Genomic DNA, 19,389 nt, shown 5'->3' with positions numbered 1-19,389 from the left:
AAGGCAATGGATGTAGTAGCATTAGGAGAACTTCTGGTAGATTTTACCAGTGCAGGAATCAGCGGTCAGGGTAATCAGATTTATGAGGCAAATCCTGGAGGAGCGCCATGCAATGTACTTGCAATGCTTCAGAAACTGGGGAGAAATACCGCATTTATTGGAAAAGTAGGGAAAGATTCTTTTGGAGAAATGTTGGTGTCGGTAGTAAAAGAACAGGGAATTTCAGCAGAGGGAATCTGCTATGATGAGAAAATCCCAACGACATTGGCTTTTGTACATAATGCAGCAGATGGAGAGCGTACGTTTTCGTTTTATCGGAATCCCGGTGCGGATATGATGCTTCGAAAAGAAGAAGTTGGGGAAGCACTTTTAAAAGAGACAAAACTTTTTCATTTTGGAAGCCTTTCTATGACATCGTCCGAGGCAGAAGAAGCGACAAAATATGCCATTTGGACAGCAAAACAAAATGGTGCGATAATCTCTTTTGATCCTAATTTGCGTCCGGCACTTTGGAATCATTTAGATGAGGCAAAAGAAAAGATTGCATTTGGGATGAGTCAGTGCGATGTGTTAAAAATCTCTGACAATGAGATCACATTTATGACAGGAGAAACAGACATTGATCGCGGAGTACAGAAACTGATAGAGAAATATCAAATTCCTTTTGTCTGTGCAACGATGGGAAATCAGGGAAGCAAAGCATTTTTTGGCAGTGAGATTGTAGAAGCAGAAGCCTTTTTGATGGAGGACACAATCGATACAACTGGAGCGGGAGATACATTTTGCGCTTGCCTTCTGGACTACATATTAAGATATGGCATACAGAAGCAAGACAAAGAAAGGGTAAGGGAAATGCTACAGTTTGCCAATGCAGCAGCTGCATTGATCACGACGAAAAAAGGCGCTCTGCGAGTGATGCCGGAACGAGAAGAAATTGAAAAGGTTTTGGGAGGAAAATCCTGCTCTTCATTTTGAGGGGCAGGATTTTTCTATTAGAAAAGGAATGACGGCGAGTTTCAATGATGATATACTGGATTCGTAGATTTTAGAATCATTGTAATAAATATTTGAGTAATAAAAATCTGCCGGACCGATTCAGAAGGAAATGGTACTTTCACTGTTTCGGATATTGACAGGAAGAGAAGAAAAGGAGGAAATCAGCAACATCTATGAGTTTTGCACATTTGCATGTCCATACAGAGTATAGTCTTCTGGATGGATCAAATAAAATCAAAGAGTACGTTGCCAGGGTAAAAGAGCTGGGGATGAACAGTGCTGCGATCACCGATCACGGTGTCATGTTTGGTGTGATTGATTTTTACCGGGCGGCTAAGGCTGCAGGCATCAATCCCATTCTTGGCTGTGAGGTGTATGTGGCTCCCGGGTCACGTTTTGACCATGAGATCAATGGCGGAGAGGACCGCTATTACCATCTGGTATTGTTGGCAGAAAATAATCAGGGATATCAGAATCTGATGAAGATTGTTTCCAAAGGGTTTGTGGAAGGATATTATTACAAGCCAAGAATTGATATCGAATTGTTAGAAGAGTACCATGAAGGAATCATTGCACTGAGTGCTTGTCTTGCAGGGGAAGTACAGAAAAATCTTCTTCGGGGAATGTTCGAGGAAGCGAAACAGGCAGCACTGAGATATGAATCTATTTTCGGAAAGGGGAATTTCTTTCTGGAGCTTCAGGATCATGGGCTGACCGAGCAGGCAGATGTCAATCAGCGTCTGATTCGGCTGGCGGCAGAGACCGGGATCGAGCTTGTGGCGACCAATGACGTCCACTATACTTATGCGGAGGATGAGAAACCGCATGACATTCTGCTGTGTATTCAGACCGGGAAAAAGTTGACAGATGAAAACCGGATGCGCTATGCAGGCGGACAGTATTATGTCAAGTCAGAGCAGGAGATGATCGAATTATTCCCATATGCAAGGCAGGCGCTGGAAAATACGCAGAAGATTGCAGATAGATGTCATGTGGAGATTGAATTTGGGGTGACGAAACTTCCAAAATACGATGTGCCAGGGGGAATGACTTCATGGGAATATCTGAATCAACTCTGTTTTGAAGGGTTAGAACGCCGGTATCCAAATCCGGGAGAAGAATTAAAAGAACGTCTTTCCTATGAATTGAGTACGATCAAAAATATGGGATATGTGGATTACTTCCTGATCGTATGGGATTTCATCAAATATGCGAGGGACAATGATATCAGTGTAGGGCCGGGGCGAGGTTCGGCGGCGGGAAGTATTGTCTCGTACTGTCTTGGGATCACGAATATTGATCCGATCCGCTATCAGCTTCTGTTTGAACGTTTCTTAAATCCTGAGCGTGTGTCCATGCCGGATATCGATATTGATTTCTGTTTTGAACGGCGTCAGGAAGTCATCGATTATGTTGTGAGAAAATATGGGAAAGACCGCGTTGTGCAGATCGTAACATTCGGTACAATGGCGGCAAGAGGTGTGATCCGCGATGTAGGACGTGTGATGGATCTGCCGTATGCATTTGTCGATACGATCGCAAAGATGATTCCGACAGAGCTAAATATCACGATTGATAAAGCATTGAAAATGAATCCGGAGTTCCGGAAAATGTATGAGACAGACGAACAAGTAAAATATTTGATCGACATGTCCAAACGTCTCGAAGGGCTTCCACGGCATACGTCGATGCATGCTGCCGGAGTCGTGATCAGTCAGAAGTCGGTAGACGAATATGTGCCGCTTTCCAGAGCATCGGACGGTTCGATCACGACACAGTTTACGATGACGACACTGGAAGAACTTGGTCTTTTGAAAATGGATTTCCTGGGCTTGAGAACTCTGACCGTAATTCAGAATGCCGTCAACCTGGTGGAGCAGGCGACTGGAGTCAAGTTGGATATGGGGGAGATTGACTACAACGACAAACTGGTATTGGATTCCATCGGAACCGGGAAGACTGATGGTGTATTTCAGTTGGAGAGCGCCGGAATGAAAAACTTTATGAAAGAGTTAAAGCCGCAGAGTCTGGAAGATATCATTGCCGGTATTTCGCTGTACCGGCCGGGGCCGATGGATTTCATTCCACAGTACATCAAAGGAAAGAATGACAAAGGATCTATCACCTATGATTGCCCACAGCTGGAGCCAATCCTTGCACCGACATATGGATGTATCGTTTACCAGGAACAGGTTATGCAGATTGTGCGTGATCTTGCCGGATATACACTTGGACGAAGTGACCTTTTGCGAAGGGCGATGTCAAAGAAAAAGGCGGATGTCATGGAGAGGGAGCGCCAGAGTTTTGTTTATGGCAATATTGATGAAGGAGTTCCGGGATGTCTGAACAATGGAATTGATGAAAAGACAGCGAATAAGATTTATGATGAAATGATTGATTTTGCAAAATATGCGTTCAATAAATCTCATGCCGCAGCATATGCAGTTGTTTCTTATCAGACAGCCTATTTGAAATATTACTATCCCATTGAGTTTATGGCAGCGCTGATGACATCTGTGATTGAAAATCCGACAAAGGTATCAGAATATATTTATGCGGCAAGGCAGATGGGCATCAAAATCCTTCCGCCGGATATCAACCGCGGAGTCAGTGGATTCTCGGTAGATGAGGGAAATATCCGCTATGGACTGGCGGCGATCAAAAGTATCGGGAAGCCGGTCATTGAAGCAATTGTAAGTGAACGGGAAGAAAATGGATTGTACCGGGGACTGAAAGATTTTATTGAACGTATTTCCTTAAAAGAAATGTTAAATAAAAGAAGTATTGAAAACTTTATCAAAGCAGGGGCGCTAGACAATCTTGGCGGGACAAGAAAGCAGTTTATGATGATCTATATTCAGATTGTAGACAATGTCAATCAGGAAAAGAAATTTTCGATGAGCGGGCAGATGTCACTGTTTGATTTTGTCGACGAAGATCAGAAGAAAGAATTTGAGATCCAGCTCCCAGATGTTGGGGAATATGAAAAAGAGACGCTTCTTGCATTTGAGAAGGAGGTGCTTGGTGTTTATATCAGCGGGCATCCATTAGATGCCTATGAAGAGCAGTGGAAGAAAAGTGTGTCGGCAACTACACTGGACTTTCAGCTTGATGAGGAGACAAACCGGACAAAAGTGCATGACGGTGCGAAAGAAATCATCGGGGGCATGATCGTTGGGAAGACGATCAAGCATACGAAGACAAATCAAATGATGGCATTTATTACCGTGGAAGATCTGCTCGGAACGGTGGAAGTTGTCGTGTTCCCGAGAGATTATGAGGCGAACAGACAATACTTGGAAGAAGATAAGAAGGTGTTTGTCAAAGGAAGAGTTTCTGAGGAAGATGACCGTCCTAGCAAACTGATTTGTGAGAAAATCATCCCATTTCATCAAGTAAAGAGAGAACTTTGGATTCAGTTTGCAGACAAAAATAGTTATCTTGCGGAAGAAAAGCTTTTGATGGGCATGCTCCAGGATTCTGAAGGAGATGACACAGTTGTAATTTATTGTAAGGCAGAGAAAGCGGTAAAACGTCTTCCGCGTAACTGGAACATTGGGATTGAACCGAATATTTTGAGCAGACTGACAAATTATTATGGGGAAGAACGTGTGAAAGTTGTCGAAAAATGCATTGAAAACAAATTTTAAGTATGTTAAAATAATCACAAAATATATAAATAATAATATTTAGGTATAGGTAAATGGAGGTAATATCATGGCAAAGCGTATACGTACAATCGGTGTCCTGACAAGTGGTGGAGATGCTCCGGGAATGAATGCGGCAATCCGTTCCGTAGTCAGAACAGCTTTGGGGAAAGGACTTAGAGTAAGAGGGATCAGAAGAGGATATCAGGGACTGATGGAAGAGGAGATCATCGATCTTTCAGCAAGAGACGTATCTGATACAATTCAGCGCGGAGGTACGATTCTCCAGACTGCCAGATGTAAGGAAATGCGTACAGAAGAAGGACAGCAGAAGGCTGCTGCAATCTGTAAGAAATACGGAATTGAAGGGCTTGTTGTCATTGGTGGAGACGGTTCTTTTGCCGGAGCACAGAAGCTTGCAAAGCTCGGAATCAATACAATCGGAATCCCGGGAACAATCGATTTGGATATTGATTGTACAGAGTATACGATCGGTTTTGATACAGCGGTGAATACCGCAATGGAAGCAATTGATAAAGTGCGTGATACTTCGACTTCTCATCAGCGCTGCAGTATTGTAGAGGTTATGGGAAGAGATGCAGGGTATCTGGCATTGTGGTGTGGAATCGCCAACGGTGCAGAGGAGATCCTTCTTCCAGAAGAGCACAATTACGATGAGTCAGAAATTATCAAGAGAATTATTGATAACAGAGACCGTGGAAAGAAACATTATATTATCATCAATGCAGAAGGTGTCGGAGATTCCATCAACATGGCAAAGAGAATCGAAGAAGCAACTGGAATGGAGACAAGAGCGACGATCCTTGGACACATGCAGCGCGGTGGAAGCCCGACAGCAAAGGACAGAGTGTATGCTTCCATTATGGGTGCAAAGGCAGTAGAACTTCTCTGCGAAGGAAAGACGAACCGTGTGGTAGGATACAAGCATGGTGAATATATTGATGTGGATATTGATGAAGCGCTGAACATGGAAAAGAAACTTCCAGAGTATCAGCTTGAGGTTGCGAAAAAACTGGCAATTTAGTGATTTTATAAGAGAAACAATCTGTCTGTGAGGACGGCAGAGTAGATGGCTTTCTCTGACTGACAAAGGAAGAAAGAACATTTTCAATTCGGACGGGCATCCAGTGACGGGGGATGATTGAAAATGTTCTTTTTTTGCTTCTCATTGGACCGGGATTTTGAGTAAAGGGAACATGCCCTTGAAATCTGCCTGATAAGCGGGTACAATAGAGAACAGATATGGCAGATAGAAGGAGAAATGTTGTGAAGATAGAGAATAAGAAAGATATGCCGATCGGCGTATTTGATTCCGGAGTCGGAGGACTTACAGTGGCAAGGGAGATTATGCGGCAGCTTCCTAATGAGAGTATTGTGTATTTCGGAGATACTGCAAGAGTACCTTATGGAAGCAAGTCGGAAACTACAATTATCCGCTATTCCCGTCAGATTATCCGCTTCCTGCTGACGAAGGAAGTGAAGGCGATTGTGATTGCCTGCAATACAGCGAGTGCGCTTGCTCTGGATGCGGTGCGGAAAGAATTTAAGATTCCGATCATCGGTGTTGTTGCACCGGGAGCGAGGGCGGCAAGGGAAGAGACGATCAATAAAAAAATCGGAGTGATCGGTACAGAGGCGACGGTAAAAAGTGAGATTTATAAAAAACTGATACAGGCAGAAGACCCTCAGATCAGTGTATCCGGAAGAGCATGTCCCCTGTTTGTGCCGCTTGTGGAAGAAGGATTTGCAAAACATAAGATTACCCGGGAAGTCATTGATATCTATCTGTCAGATATGAGAGAATCTGATATCGATACACTGATTCTTGGCTGCACACATTACCCACTCTTGCGCTCAACGATCCGGGAATATATGGGAGAAAAGATTCATCTTGTGAATCCGGCATATGAGACTGCAATGGATCTTAAACGGCTTCTGGAGGAAGAAGAGATGCTCAGAGACACTCCGGTGAATGGCCAGGAAGAACATGGAGAGTATTCTTTCTATGTCAGTGATGCGGCAGATAAGTTCAAGCAGTTTGCCAATTCTATTTTGCCGTATGATATTGAGACGACAAAGCAGATCAATATTGAAGAATATTAGAATGCAACAATATGAGAGATGACAGACAAAAAGTACAGGTGAGAGTATGACAAAAGACGTATTAATAAGTATTTCGGGACTGCAGATGGACGTACTGGAGGAGGAAAAAGAGTATGAAGCTATTGAAGTCGTTGCTCCTGCTAACTATTTCCTCAAAAATGGAAAACATTACATTTTATTCGATGAAGTTACAGAGGGCATACCGGGCATTACAAAAAATCGAATAAAGATTACCGGAGAGGACACTTTGGAAGTGATGAAGAGCGGTGTATCAAATGTGCACATGGTATTTGAGAAGAATAAAAAGAACCTCACATACTACCAGACACCGTATGGACAGCTTCTGATCGGCATCCATACAAAAGAAATGGAAGTGGAAGTGTCAGAGGATAATATCAATGTAAAGGTCGGATATATATTGGATGTCAATCATGAGCCATTGGCAGACTGTCAGATCCGAATCAATGTAAAGTCTAAAGATGCAGGAGACTTTCAGATTACAAAAAATATGGATTTCTAAAGAAGAATGAGAAAGGAAAGTGTTGAAAATCTGAGGGAAGAGTAAAGGAAACCTCCAAAATGATGTGTATTAACTGGCATCATTTTGGAGGTTTCTGTAATCTCCAGACATTTCCATGAAAGTTATCTTCCTGTAGGAATGTATTAGATTATTTATTTTTCTTTGTAGATTCTTTACTCTTTTTGTTATCGTTTTGTTCGTCTTTGTTCTTTTTGAATCTTGCGAAGAAGCCTTTTTTCTTTTCAGGCATTTCTAATTTTCCGCGAAGTCCTTTGACATCTGTGATATAGATACCGCTGAGAACTGCTTTGACTTCCTTTTTGACCGGGATCAATGGGAAAATTTTCTCGTCGCACATCAGAGTCATTACTTTTGGACCGATCTTTGCTTTTACAACCGGAACTTTGGCTCTGCGCAAATATTTCGGTGTACTCTCCAGTACGATGGCAGGAAAACCGGCTTCTTTTAGTTTCATATGCTTCTTATCAATGATAAGCATCGTTACATTTTGAGCCATAGCATCTAACTGCTGCTGTTGTTCTGCCTGTTTCTTTTCCGCTTTTTTTCCCAAGAAGTACAATACGATCGTGCCGATGATCAGTACGGCTAAAACGATAAGTAATATAATTACTGGTAAACTCACGATAGACCTCCTAGTATATAGTAAAAATACATTTTTAGACAAATAGTATTGTAGCATTGTTTCTTAGGAAGTGCAAGCGATTTGAGCGCTGCACCTTACTTTTCTGTGGAAAAATGAGTATAATAGGGAATGAGAAAAAGGTGAAAAATACAAAAGTGAGGTGAGGGAATGTTAGGAAATATTTGGAATGATCTTTGTACAGGAACTGGCTGGATGATGGAGCATCTTGTTTTGATCAATATTCTTCTTTCGTTTGTGATCATCTTCTTTCAGAGAAGAAAGCCGCAGACTGTCTGGACATGGCTGCTCGTACTATATTTTATACCAATTGTTGGATTTGTATTGTATCTGCTGATCGGACAAGATTTCCGAAAGAGCAGAATGTTTAAAATGAAGGAAATTGAGGGAGAAGTAAATTATGCAGTCAGACGTCAGGAGAAGAGTATCCGTCGGAAGCAGTTTCGTCTGTCCAATCCAAAGATGGAACGATTTGAGAATCTGATCTATTACAATCTGGAAGCGGCCAGTGCAGTGCTGACAGGGAATAATGATGTACAGATTTATACGGACGGCAGAGAGAAATTCGCGGCTCTGATACGGGAAATCCGCGCCGCAAAGACATATATCCATCTGCAATATTATATTATCCGAAAGGATGAGCTGTGGCAGGCGATCAGCAGAGAACTGATCAAAAAGGCCAAGGAAGGCGTGGAAGTACGCATCCTGTTTGACAGTATGGGATGTCGTGATATGAAGAAAAAAGACTGGGAGGAGCTGAATGCAAATGGAATTCAGACGGCAGAGTTTTTTCCGGCGCTGCTTGGGAAGCTACATTTGCGTGTCAATTATCGGAATCATAGGAAGATTGCGGTCATCGATGGAAGAGTTGGGTTTGTCGGAGGATTCAATATAGGAAAAGAATATATTGGGTTGAGCGAAAAATTCGGATACTGGAGAGATACCCATCTTTGCATCGAAGGATCAGCGGTTACTTCCCTTGCGGTGCGCTTTGTGATGGACTGGAACTATGCGGCCAGAGACAATCTGTTTTTGCGGGATGAGTTGTTTGAAATTCCAGAGTACGTAAGAAATGGAAGAGAGCCGGTACAGATTATTTCCAGTGGACCGGATTCCAAAAGTGAAGAGATCCGTGACAACTATATGAGGCTGATCCATAAGGCGCGCCATCATATTTATTTGCAGACGCCATACTTCGTGCCGGACGACTGCATTTTGGAAGCGCTTCGGATTGCGGCGAAATCGGGAGTAGATGTGCGAATCATGATTCCGTGTAAACCGGATCATCCGTTTGTTTACTGGGCATCGTATTCGTACCTTGGGGATATGATCGAGGCTGGGGCAAAATGCTATGTGTATAACAACGGTTTTCTCCATGTCAAAGGACTGACGGTCGATGGCCTTGTAAGCTGTTTTGGGACAGCCAATATGGACATTCGGAGTTTTGAACTGAACTTTGAAGTCAATGCCGTGATCTACAGTGAGGAGACGACAAAAAAACTGGAGGAAGCTTTTGAACAGGATATTCTAAATTCTACGTTGGTGACAAAACGTCTTTACGAAGAGCGGAGTCTTCTCATCCGTGGAAAAGAGCAGTTTTCCCGCCTGTTGTCCCCACTTTTATAAGAAGAAAGAGGATTCTAAAAGAAGTGTGAAATCTGGCAAAACACCTTTCTTTCTGTTTGGAAGTATGATATAACTGAAAGAGCAGTCAAAATGTGAGATGACAGCTGGAAAATGAAAGAATAATGAGGTAGGAAGATGAAAAAGAAATTAGCGGCGCTTCTTCTCGGAGTGTGTATGACAGTAACACTGGCAGGATGTCAGAAATCCATTGAGGACGATAATGTAAAGATCAGTGAGTATAAAGGGATTAAAGTAGAAGGACTGGAACTGGCGAAGGTGACAGATAAAGATGTAGAAAACAGCATCCAGAGCACATTGGAAGCGGAAGCTGAACATAAAGAGGTGACAGACCGGGCGACAAAGAAAGGAGATTCTCTGGAAGTTTCTTACGTTGGAAAAGCAGATGGGGAGACATTTGATCAGGGAGACCTTACGGTAGAAGTCGGAGGCGAAGGATTTGTGGAAGGATTTTCAGAAGGAATGGAAGGGCATAAGCTGAATGAGACATTTGATATTTCTCTTACATTGCCGGAGAATTATCCAGCGGAAATCGCGGGGAAAGATGCAGTGTTTACCGTAACGATCAATTCCATTACAGAGGAGATCCTGCCAGAGCTGAACGATGAATTTGTACAGAAAATTTCTGACAAGGCAAAGACCGTTGACGAGTACAAAAAACAAGTAAAAAAAGATCTGGAGACATCTAATAAAAAGACGGTAGAGTCTCAGAACAAAAACAGTGCATGGACAGAAGTAGTCAAGAACACAGAGCTGAAAAAAGAGTTTAAAGAGGATATCAATGAGAGCGTAGATCTGATGAAAGAGCAGTATACACAGCTTGCAGAGATGTACTACCAAGTTACATTTGAGGAATTCCTGGAACAATCTGGAATCACAGAAGATCAGTTTGTAGAGAAGATGGAAAAGCAGGCAAAAGATCAGTTGAAGAGCAAGTATGCAAGCAAGCTGATCGCCGAGAAAGAAAAATTAGAGCTTTCCGACAAAGCGTATAAGGAAAAATATGACGAATATGCACAGTCCTACGGATACGAAAACGGAGATGCATTTATTGAGGCAAATGGTGAGGACGGAGAAGAGAAGTTAAAAGAGAGCATTCTCTTAGATACAGCTATGACATGGGTTGCTGATCATGCGAAGTTTGTAGAGGCAGAGACGGAGAAATAAGAAGTTAGATGCAAGAACGGCAAGAGGAGTCTGTAAAATTCTGACCGGAAAGGCAGAGCATCAGACAGAAAGAATAAGGGGAGAGAAGACAGTGCGGATTGCATATTGTGAGGATGAGCGCGCGCAGGCGGTGCTGACAGAGGATATGATAAAAAGCTGGGCAAAGGAGCGCGGGCAGAAGTGTATCGTCGATGTATTTTCCAGTGCAGAACAATTTCTATTTGAGTTGGATGGAGAAGAACTCGTACCCTATGATCTGCTTCTTCTTGATATTTCGATGATCGGGATGGATGGATTCACACTTGCAAAACAGATTCGGAAAACGGATATGAATATTCGCATTGTTTTTTTGACATCAGATCCAAGTCATGTATTTGATGGCTATGAGATTGAAGCCTGGAGATATATGATGAAACCAGTAAGGGAACAGAAGCTGTATGAAATGTTGGACATACTTGTGACAGAACTTGCAGACAGAGAAGAGCCATATGTTCTTTTGGAAGTGGCAGGGGAGAATATCAAGGTGGAGCAGGGGCAGATTTTGTATGTTGCAGTGGATGGTCACTACACCACAGTGTATTGCAAGGACAGACAGTTGACAGTCAAAGAGAGTTTCGGGGAAGTTTTAAATCATCTGAACAGAGATACAAAGGACGGGGGCATTCCTCCTTTTGTGAAATGTCATAGAAGTACTGCTGTAAATTTATCGAAGGTGAGCCGGATTGGCAGGCAGAGCTGTGTTCTTACAGGCGAGATCGAGGTTCCGGTGAGCCGGGGAATGTACCAACAGCTTAATCAGGCATTTATTCAGGAAAATCTATAAGGAGTATTACAGATGAGAATGGAAATCATAGGGCTGGCTGCAGTGGCAATGCTGCTCCTGCTTGTGATCATCGGTTTCGTGATCCGGGCAATCATGCAGCGGCAGTATGAGAAGGCGCTGATTGATTATCAGAACAAAATTTTGTCTCAGGAGATGGATGAAGTGCGGAGCATCTATATGACGATGCGAGGTTGGCGGCATGATTATCATAATCATATGCAGTCGGTAAAGGCATATCTTGCGAAAGATAATATCACTGAGGCAAAGGAATACTTAAACCGGCTGGAGGAAGATCTTGCGGATATCCGCCTGTTGTTTGATACCGGAAATCTCAATGTAGATGCGATCTTAAATGCGAAGATTTCACTTGCGCTGGAAAATGGAATCCGGTGTGACTATAAGGCGGTGATCCCCAAAGAGTTGTCTGTGTCGGACATTGATTTATGTGTTGTGATCGGGAATCTGATCGACAATGCAGTCGAAGCATGTCGGACGGTGAAGAAGGAAGAACAGTTTCTCCGACTTTATATTGCACCGCTGAAGCAGCAGTTGTATATTACAGTGACCAATGCCACCAGCGAGGTTGTGCGAAAACTCGATGAAGAATATATTTCCAAAAAGCGCGGTGATCACGGTCATGGGCTTAAACGGATTAACAATGTTGTGAAGAAATATGACGGTTATATCAATCGAAAGAATGAACCAGGGGTGTTCGTCACCGAGATCATGCTGCCATTATAGAGAAAATTTGCAATTCATGCACGGATTTTTACAATTCGTGCATGTTTTTTCTATTTTGAGAACAAATGTGATAAGTTAAGAATGCAAGAAAAGAGAGGAGGCTTTATAGATGGAGGAAGAGAAGAAACAAAAGCAAAAGAAAAGGAGCATTTTAAGCAACCTGATTTTCTGCTTTGCACCGGCTATGAAGAAAACTCCGGTTTATCTGGTGCACATCGGGATTCAGGCAGTCACATATGTTCTTCTTCTGTTACTGGGGGTAGGAGCAAATGCACTTATCGTATCGATGCTGGGGAAGGAAAGCCCGCTTATGCTGTTGATCGGGGCGGTCATGACCATCTTTCTTGTATACGGGGCGATTAGTTGGATTGATACTTATCTGCAGAATATCATATCAGTAGAATACATCGAAATGAGGATAGGAGGACACTTCTATTCTGTTCTCGAAAAATATTGGAGATTTCTCTGGAACAGTCAGAAAGCAGTGAAATCCGTCAGATGATGGAGAGGTCGCTGATCGCATTGAATGGAAACGATTCCAATGGAGTGCAAGGCATGATGCAGCGTTTTGGAATGTTTTTTACAAATGTACTAGGGCTGGTCACATATGCAATGATCGTGGGAAGTATGGATATACGCATCTTGCTACTCCTTGTCGGTCTGTCACTGATCACTGTCGCAACGTCCAAAGTTTCTGTAAAAGTGTATGAGAGGGTCAAAGAAAAACTTGCTGGATATCAGAGGATAGAGGGATATATTGATCGGCTTGTGGATGATATTGCAGGCGGAAAGGATATCCGCGTCTTCGGACTTTCCGACTGGCTGATCGGAAAATATGATTCGGCGATCAGACAGCGAAGAAAATATAGGGCGCTTTATAATGCGGCCTGCTTCTTCTCGGACTTTACAGAAGTGATCCTGGCAGCAGTCAGAGATTTTATCTGTTATTTTTATCTGATCTATCTTTTGAAACAGGGGCTTTCGTCAAGCATGTTTGTGTTTTATATTGGATTGATCAGCGGGTTTGCCAAATGGTTTACAGAGATCACAAGCAACTTTGTTGTGATGAAGCGGTGCGGGCAGCAGGTGGATGATCTTAGAGATTTTTTAGAACTTGAGAGCGGATCAGGAGGAGAAAGGCGGATTCCGGAAAACCAATTTTCCAGTCTGGACATTACGTTTGATCATGTATCCTATCGCTATGAGGGGGCAGAGGAAGAGGTGCTAAAGGATGTTTCCTTTACCATCCATCAAGGAGAGCGGCTTGCACTTGTCGGATTAAACGGGGCCGGAAAATCTACGATTGTAAAACTGATTTCTGGTCTATATCTTCCTACAAACGGAGCAGTCTATGTTAATGGGATCGACACGAGGGAACTGGATCGCAAAGCCTACATGCACCATGTTGCTGCAATTTTTCAGAATCCGTTTATCATGTCGTATACAGTTGGGGAAAATGTAACGCTCTCAGGAGAATGGGATGAGGAAAGGTTATGGAATGTGCTGGAAAAGGCAGGAGTGGCAGAGAAGATCAGCAGCCTTCCGGACGGACTATACACCTATTTTGGAAAGGATGTATCGGAAGATGGGATTATGCTCTCGGGTGGACAGATTCAGAAGCTTCTTCTAGCAAGGGCGCTGTATCACAGCCCGAAACTGTTACTTTTAGATGAACCGACTGCAGCGCTGGATGCACTTGCAGAAAAAAATATTTATGATACTTACCAGAAGACGCTGGAAGGAACAAGTACGATCTTTATTTCCCACCGGCTGGCATCGACACGGTTCTGCAATGAGATTCTTCTGCTTGACAAAGGGGAGATCATTGAGCGCGGAACCCATGAAACATTGATGAAAATGGGAGGGACATACGCTTCCCTTTTTGAACTTCAGGGGAAATATTATCAGGAGGAAGAGGCACATGAATAAGAGAAAACAGATGTCTGTAAAAGAAATGTGGAAATTTTGTCTTTTTCAGGCGAAAGGCTATCGGATTTTGCCGGTGATCCTTGTACTTGGAATGCTCTCGGGTGCATCGGTTGTCTATATTAACAGTTTTCTGTATGCGAAGATTCTCGATGTTCTTCTGGAGGAGAAGTATCAGCAGGCAGCAACTTTTGTCGTGATTCTTGTTGTGACGGTGATGATTGTATCATTGATCTCAAAGGCAGCGGAACAGATCTTTTCGCACTATGCGGAACCGAGCGAGGAGGAGACGAAAAAGCGTACTGCAAAAAAAGCATTTTCCATGGAATACGAAGAAATTGAGAAACAGGAGACGATTCAGAAGTTTCGAAGAGTACGGCAGGCAGAGCGCGGACATGGAGGAATCTCCGAACAGTGTATAGAAATTTATAAGTATTTTACCTGCTGCACGGAAGTTGTTTTTGCCAGTGGATTTGTCGTGCTTCTGCTGCTGCAGTCAGACTGGGAGAAGGAAAGTATCTTTCGGTTTCTGATCAGTACGGGGGTGATGATCGCTGGTTTTGTATTTGTATTGTGGTTAGGAGATAAGGTTTCCGAACGGATCGGAAAGGAAACAGTAATCACTATGCATGCAAATGAAAAGTCAAATGCATTATTTGACTATCTAGTCAACCTGATTGTTTCAGAGCAGTTTGCGCAGGATATCCGTCTGTTTCAGCTCAAAGAATATCTGATAAATAAATTTCAAGGAGATGTGATAAAGAAGTGTATGGCACTGTTCCAGAGAAGAGCGAAAGTTTCCGGACGTGGAAATGGCGCTGTCGCTTTTGCGCTTCAGATCCTGGCAGGCATCACTTATGTATATATTGCAATAAAGGCAATTGCAGGAAGTGTTTCCGCCGGGGAAGTGCTGATGTATGCGGGTGCGATCATAACGATGATGAACAGTATCCGTGAAATGATGGGAGCACATATTGAGATTGATTATTCCAATGAGTATCTGAAATCTTATGAGGAATTTATTCATCTCCCGAATATGCATTATGTAGGGACACTGCCGATTGAAAAAAGAGACGATAATCAGTATGAGTTGGAGTTTGACCATGTTTCTTTTTGTTATCCGGGGACAGAGACGTATATTTTAAAGGATGTAAGTTTAAAATTCAAAGTAGGGGAGACGATGGCGCTTGTCGGGATGAATGGTGCAGGAAAAACGACATTGATCAAACTGCTGCTTCGTTTCTATGAGCCGTCTGAGGGAAAGATCACTTTAAATGGGATTGAGATCGGGAAATATGATTATGAGGAATATATAAAGATTTTCGCGGTTGTCTTTCAGGACTTCAGACTGTATCATTTTCCATTGGATGAAAATATCGCAGGCTCCGAGAAAGTGGATGAAAAGAGAGTATGGAAGGTGATCCGTCAGGTCGGGCTGGAAGAAAGAGTGAAGAAGATGAAAGATGGGATTCACACGCTGCTCTATCACGAAACCGGGGATGGCGAGGCGCTCTCCGGCGGGGAGGCGCAGAAGGTTGCAATCGCAAGAGCGCTTTATAAAGATGCTCCGTTTGTGATCCTCGATGAACCGACTGCAGCGTTAGATCCGGTGGCAGAATCGGAAATCTATGAGAATTTCAACGAACTGATCAATGGAAAAACGGCCATCTATATCTCCCACCGGATGAGCAGCTGCAAGTTCTGTGACACAATTGTTGTTCTGGAAGAAGGAACTGTTGCAGAGAGCGGAAATCATCAAACATTGATGGAAAAGAAAGGGAAATATTTTGCGCTTTACGAGGCACAGGCACAGTACTATGTGAAGAAGAAAGCGGAAGGAGGGGAATCAGAAATTTTATAAAAAAAGAATTGTGTTCTTATCCGATTCTAGTTATAATAGGCATAAAGATAAAAATTTCACAATCTCTGAAACAGAGAGAAATCTGTGAGAGAAAATCAAATGTAAGAAAAGAATCAGACTGCGAAGTCAGTATTTCAAAAAATCAGGAGGAATACAAAATGAAGGTGACAAATGATATCATTTACGTTGGGGTTAATGATCATCAGGTAGATTTGTTTGAAGGGCAGTATGTTGTGCCAAATGGAATGTCTTACAACTCTTATGTGATCAAAGATGAGAAAATCGCTGTAATGGATACTGTGGATGTGAATTTTGCGGAAGAATGGCTGGCAAATATTGCACAGGTGCTGGATGGAGCAAAGCCGGATTATTTGATCGTGCAGCATATGGAACCGGATCATTCTGCAAATATTTATAATTTTATGAAGGTATATCCAGATACAACGATTGTGGCAAATGAGAAGACATTTGTGATGATGGCCAACTTTTTCAGGGAGATGGATCTGGAAGGAAGAACATTGGAAGTAGAAAACGGACAGACATTGTCACTTGGAAAGCATGATCTGACATTTGTGTTCGCTCCGATGGTACACTGGCCGGAAGTTATGGTTACTTACGACAGTACAGAAAAAGTACTGTTCTCTGCAGATGGATTTGGTAAATTCGGGGCAAATGATGTGGAGGAAGATTGGGATGACGAAGCTCGCCGTTATTATATCGGAATCGTCGGAAAATATGGTACACAGGTACAAAACCTCTTAAAAGTGGCAGCGACACTGGATATCCAGATGATCTGTCCGCTGCACGGACCGATTTTAAAGGAGAATCTTGGACATTATATCGAGAAATATGATATCTGGTCTTCTTATGCAGTGGAAAAAGAAGGTGTGATGATCGCTTACACATCGGTCTACGGAAATACAAAGAAAGCAGCAGAAACTTTGGCTGCGAAATTAGAAGAAAAAGGATGTCCGGATGTGTATGTCTGTGACCTTGCACGCGCAGATATGGCAAGAGCAGTGGAAAATGCATTCAGCTATGGAAAATTAGTACTGGCGACAACGACATATAATGCAGATATTTTCCCGTTTATGAAAATTTTTATTGAGCATCTGACCGCGCGCAATTACCAGAAGCGCACGATCGGATTCATTGAGAACGGAAGCTGGGCACCGACGGCAGCAAGAGTTATGAAGGGAATGTTTGAGGACAGCCAGGATATTACATGGATGAAAAATTCAGTAAAGATCATGTCCTCGCTGAGCGAAGAGAATCTGGAAGAGTTAGATCAGATGGCAGACGAGTTATGTCAGGAATATATTGCCCAGTCAGATGACAAAGCAAATAAAAATGATCTGACAGCGCTGTTCCGTCTTGGATATGGACTGTATGTTGTGACTTCAAGAGACGGTGAGAAGGATAACGGACTGATCGTCAACACTGTTACACAGCTGACAGACAATCCGAACCGTGTGGCAGTCAATATCAATAAGGCGAATTATTCGCATGATATCATCAAGAAGACTGGCGTGATGAATGTCAACTGTCTCTCTGTGGAAGCACCGTTTAAAGTGTTTGAAAGATTTGGATTCCAGAGCGGAAGAGAAGCAGATAAATTCGAAGGATGGAATCTGCTGCGTGCAGACAATGGTGTTGCCTTCCTTCCAAAATATATCAATGCCTTTCTTGCATTGAAAGTGGAGCAGTATGTGGATCTGGATACACACGGAATGTTTATCTGTACCGTGACAGAGGCTCGTGTGATGAATGATAAAGAAACGATGACATACACTTACTATCAGAAACATGTAAAACCAAAACCGCAGACAGAAGGAAAGAAAGGATTCGTATGTGTGGTATGTGGATATATCTATGAAGGAGAGGAACTTCCGGATGATTATATTTGTCCACTGTGCAAGCATGGAGTTGCGGATTTTGAACCGATTTAGGGAAAAGTAGAAAGCTAGCTTTTAGTTATATCCCCTGCATACATTGTCAGAGATGTTTGCAGGGGATTTTTTAATTATTTTGATAAGAATTATCCCAATATTTTAATCGATATTCTTTCGGTGTCATGTGATGCTTTGAATAAAAAATATGATAAAAATGTGTTCGGTTTGTAAAGCCTAAAATAGAAATAATATGTGAAATAGAATAATCTGTTTTTAGGAGATAGTATTCTGCCTTTCGTATGATAAAAGTCATCGAATATTCAAAGAGCGTCATACCGCTATATTTTTTGGAAATACGATTTAAGTAGTCTCCGCTATAGTTTAGCAGTTTGGAAAGTTCATGGCGTGATAGTTGTTGGTTAGAATCTTCTAAAAGATGGGTCAATTTTGTAAAAATTAAAAAGTCGTTGTTGTAATCAATATCGACAGTTGTAGTATGATATAGTTCACTATTTGATAGGTGATCAAATAGTTGAAATATGAAACCATTAATAAAAAATGAATCTCCGGCAACTGGCGCAAGAAGAGTTTTTGTAATTTTTTCTTCTAAATTATATATTACCTTGTAAGAATCACTATTATTATATACAGGGAAAAAATCAAGGTATTCTTTTTTAGTATTCTCTTCGGTAGAGGCATTTTTATATAAAAAATGAAAAAGTGTATGCAAAGAAGTGTTATTTTCAATGTCAAAGTATAAACCGGAGATGGAATCAAGCAGTTGTTTTACATAATTTTTTGAAAGGTTTAAAAAGAAAATACGAAAGTCAGATGACATTTTTTCTAAATGTCGAAGATTACAATTTACAATACATCCGGTTCCCGCTGGATAGATGCGCTCAGTATTTTCTATTTTAAAAATGACCTCACCTTGTTGGACAAACATGAATTCAAAAAAATCATGTTGGTGAAGAGGGCGTTTTGCCATTGAGGATAAAAGAGATTCATCATCAATTAAAATCTCAGAAAAATCATTTGGGGAGAAATTAGCAATCTTAAAGTATTTGTTTTCTAAATCAGATCGATAGACTTCAAGTACAACACTGAATGGTGTATCTATGTGATAATACTGACTGAAATTACTGTGAAAGTTATGAACTTTCAAAAATTTGGAACGGAATTCCTCCAAGGATTTTCTGCTATTACTCATAGAAGCCTCCATTTATTCGTGAATATGATACAATTTGATTGCTTGTAGGTCTTTTTTTAACATTGTGATAAAAGAAGATTTATAATAATATAATACTATGCTAGTTAGATTATAGTACATTTTGACATGTGCTGCAATTATGTATTCATTCGAATGAGGAGAAAAAATGTAACAAAT

The 19,389-nt window shown here is 41.9% G+C and carries 15 protein-coding genes; 13 read left to right on the top strand and 2 right to left on the bottom strand.

Annotated elements, in window-relative coordinates:
- Positions 1-6: 6 nt before the first annotated feature.
- The 5 genes from ACESPO_RS06600 (at position 7) to ACESPO_RS06580 (ending at position 7,287) form a co-directional block, all read left to right on the top strand.
- Entirely contained in the window at positions 7-975 is a 969-nt protein-coding gene (locus ACESPO_RS06600; RefSeq protein ID WP_016439536.1) for a carbohydrate kinase family protein, read from the top strand.
- A 194-nt stretch (positions 976-1,169) separates the two neighbouring features.
- Positions 1,170-4,646 carry a DNA polymerase III subunit alpha gene (locus ACESPO_RS06595; RefSeq protein WP_117577941.1) on the top strand — a complete coding sequence of 1,159 codons (3,477 nt, stop codon included), beginning with the start codon at positions 1,170-1,172 and terminating at the stop codon, positions 4,644-4,646.
- A gap of 67 nt (positions 4,647-4,713) precedes the next feature.
- Complete coding sequence (gene pfkA, locus ACESPO_RS06590) at positions 4,714-5,688, top strand: 6-phosphofructokinase (RefSeq protein WP_009263357.1); 975 nt, start codon at positions 4,714-4,716, stop codon at positions 5,686-5,688.
- Positions 5,689-5,930: 242 nt separating this feature from the next.
- The gene (murI, locus tag ACESPO_RS06585) at positions 5,931-6,767 is read left to right on the top strand and encodes a glutamate racemase (RefSeq protein WP_016441363.1); all 837 of its coding nucleotides are present in this window, start codon (positions 5,931-5,933) and stop codon (positions 6,765-6,767) included.
- A gap of 46 nt (positions 6,768-6,813) precedes the next feature.
- The gene (locus tag ACESPO_RS06580) at positions 6,814-7,287 is read left to right on the top strand and encodes a YwiB family protein (protein ID WP_336305067.1); all 474 of its coding nucleotides are present in this window, start codon (positions 6,814-6,816) and stop codon (positions 7,285-7,287) included.
- A 148-nt stretch (positions 7,288-7,435) separates the two neighbouring features.
- Here the strand turns inward: ACESPO_RS06580 and ACESPO_RS06575 are convergent, their stop codons facing one another.
- Positions 7,436-7,930, bottom strand: coding sequence for a hypothetical protein (locus ACESPO_RS06575; protein ID WP_008977053.1), 495 nt, complete (start codon positions 7,928-7,930; stop codon positions 7,436-7,438).
- A 168-nt stretch (positions 7,931-8,098) separates the two neighbouring features.
- Here ACESPO_RS06575 and cls point away from each other — a divergent pair, with 168 nt between their 5' ends.
- From cls to ACESPO_RS06535, 8 genes are all read left to right on the top strand, one after another.
- The gene (gene cls / locus ACESPO_RS06570; protein WP_008977052.1) at positions 8,099-9,574 is read left to right on the top strand and encodes a cardiolipin synthase; all 1,476 of its coding nucleotides are present in this window, start codon (positions 8,099-8,101) and stop codon (positions 9,572-9,574) included.
- A 135-nt stretch (positions 9,575-9,709) separates the two neighbouring features.
- On the top strand, positions 9,710-10,759 hold the full coding sequence (locus tag ACESPO_RS06565) for a trigger factor (RefSeq protein WP_016439537.1): 1,050 nt from the start codon (positions 9,710-9,712) through the stop codon (positions 10,757-10,759).
- Between the two features lie 91 nt (positions 10,760-10,850).
- Complete coding sequence (locus ACESPO_RS06560; protein ID WP_009263353.1) at positions 10,851-11,582, top strand: LytR/AlgR family response regulator transcription factor; 732 nt, start codon at positions 10,851-10,853, stop codon at positions 11,580-11,582.
- 12 nt (positions 11,583-11,594) lie between these two features.
- Positions 11,595-12,323: a sensor histidine kinase gene (locus tag ACESPO_RS06555; protein ID WP_009263352.1), complete on the top strand. Its 729-nt coding sequence runs from the start codon at positions 11,595-11,597 to the stop codon at positions 12,321-12,323.
- 109 nt (positions 12,324-12,432) lie between these two features.
- Positions 12,433-12,825 carry a hypothetical protein gene (locus tag ACESPO_RS06550; protein ID WP_499788616.1) on the top strand — a complete coding sequence of 131 codons (393 nt, stop codon included), beginning with the start codon at positions 12,433-12,435 and terminating at the stop codon, positions 12,823-12,825.
- A complete protein-coding gene (locus ACESPO_RS06545) occupies positions 12,822-14,252 on the top strand; it encodes an ABC transporter ATP-binding protein (RefSeq protein ID WP_499788615.1) in 1,431 nt (476 codons plus the stop codon). The genes ACESPO_RS06550 and ACESPO_RS06545 overlap by 4 nt, the downstream gene beginning before the upstream one ends.
- Positions 14,245-16,110, top strand: coding sequence for an ABC transporter ATP-binding protein (locus tag ACESPO_RS06540; RefSeq protein WP_120105610.1), 1,866 nt, complete (start codon positions 14,245-14,247; stop codon positions 16,108-16,110). Before ACESPO_RS06545 ends, ACESPO_RS06540 begins: the two co-directional genes overlap by 8 nt.
- 158 nt (positions 16,111-16,268) lie before the next feature.
- On the top strand, positions 16,269-18,059 hold the full coding sequence (locus ACESPO_RS06535; protein ID WP_008977045.1) for a flavin reductase: 1,791 nt from the start codon (positions 16,269-16,271) through the stop codon (positions 18,057-18,059).
- 70 nt (positions 18,060-18,129) lie between these two features.
- Here ACESPO_RS06535 and ACESPO_RS06530 read toward each other — a convergent pair whose 3' ends face one another.
- Complete coding sequence (locus ACESPO_RS06530; protein ID WP_009263348.1) at positions 18,130-19,212, bottom strand: AraC family transcriptional regulator; 1,083 nt, start codon at positions 19,210-19,212, stop codon at positions 18,130-18,132.
- Between the last annotated feature and the right edge of the window lie 177 nt (positions 19,213-19,389).

The organism is Coprococcus sp. HPP0074 (assembly GCF_964238105.1).
GTDB classification, from domain to species: Bacteria; Bacillota; Clostridia; order Lachnospirales; family Lachnospiraceae; genus Faecalimonas; species Faecalimonas umbilicata.
The sequence above is the reverse complement of the archived record's forward strand: the minus strand, read 5'-3'. Positions and strand labels throughout refer to the sequence as shown.

Bases quoted from the DNA above. Each gene is read 5' to 3' on its own strand.
- ACESPO_RS06600 (WP_016439536.1), top strand. From the start codon at position 7: ATGGATGTAGTAGCATTAGGAGAACTTCTGGTAGATTTTACCAGTGCA.
- ACESPO_RS06580 (WP_336305067.1), top strand. From the start codon at position 6,814: ATGACAAAAGACGTATTAATAAGTATTTCGGGACTGCAGATGGACGTA.
- cls (WP_008977052.1), top strand. From the start codon at position 8,099: ATGTTAGGAAATATTTGGAATGATCTTTGTACAGGAACTGGCTGGATG.
- ACESPO_RS06550 (WP_499788616.1), top strand. From the start codon at position 12,433: ATGGAGGAAGAGAAGAAACAAAAGCAAAAGAAAAGGAGCATTTTAAGC.
- ACESPO_RS06545 (WP_499788615.1), top strand. From the start codon at position 12,822: ATGATGGAGAGGTCGCTGATCGCATTGAATGGAAACGATTCCAATGGA.
- ACESPO_RS06535 (WP_008977045.1), top strand. From the start codon at position 16,269: ATGAAGGTGACAAATGATATCATTTACGTTGGGGTTAATGATCATCAG.
- ACESPO_RS06565 (WP_016439537.1), top strand. From the start codon at position 9,710: ATGAAAAAGAAATTAGCGGCGCTTCTTCTCGGAGTGTGTATGACAGTA.
- ACESPO_RS06540 (WP_120105610.1), top strand. From the start codon at position 14,245: ATGAATAAGAGAAAACAGATGTCTGTAAAAGAAATGTGGAAATTTTGT.
- ACESPO_RS06595 (WP_117577941.1), top strand. From the start codon at position 1,170: ATGAGTTTTGCACATTTGCATGTCCATACAGAGTATAGTCTTCTGGAT.
- pfkA (WP_009263357.1), top strand. From the start codon at position 4,714: ATGGCAAAGCGTATACGTACAATCGGTGTCCTGACAAGTGGTGGAGAT.
- ACESPO_RS06555 (WP_009263352.1), top strand. From the start codon at position 11,595: ATGAGAATGGAAATCATAGGGCTGGCTGCAGTGGCAATGCTGCTCCTG.
- ACESPO_RS06530 (WP_009263348.1), bottom strand. From the start codon at position 19,212: ATGAGTAATAGCAGAAAATCCTTGGAGGAATTCCGTTCCAAATTTTTG.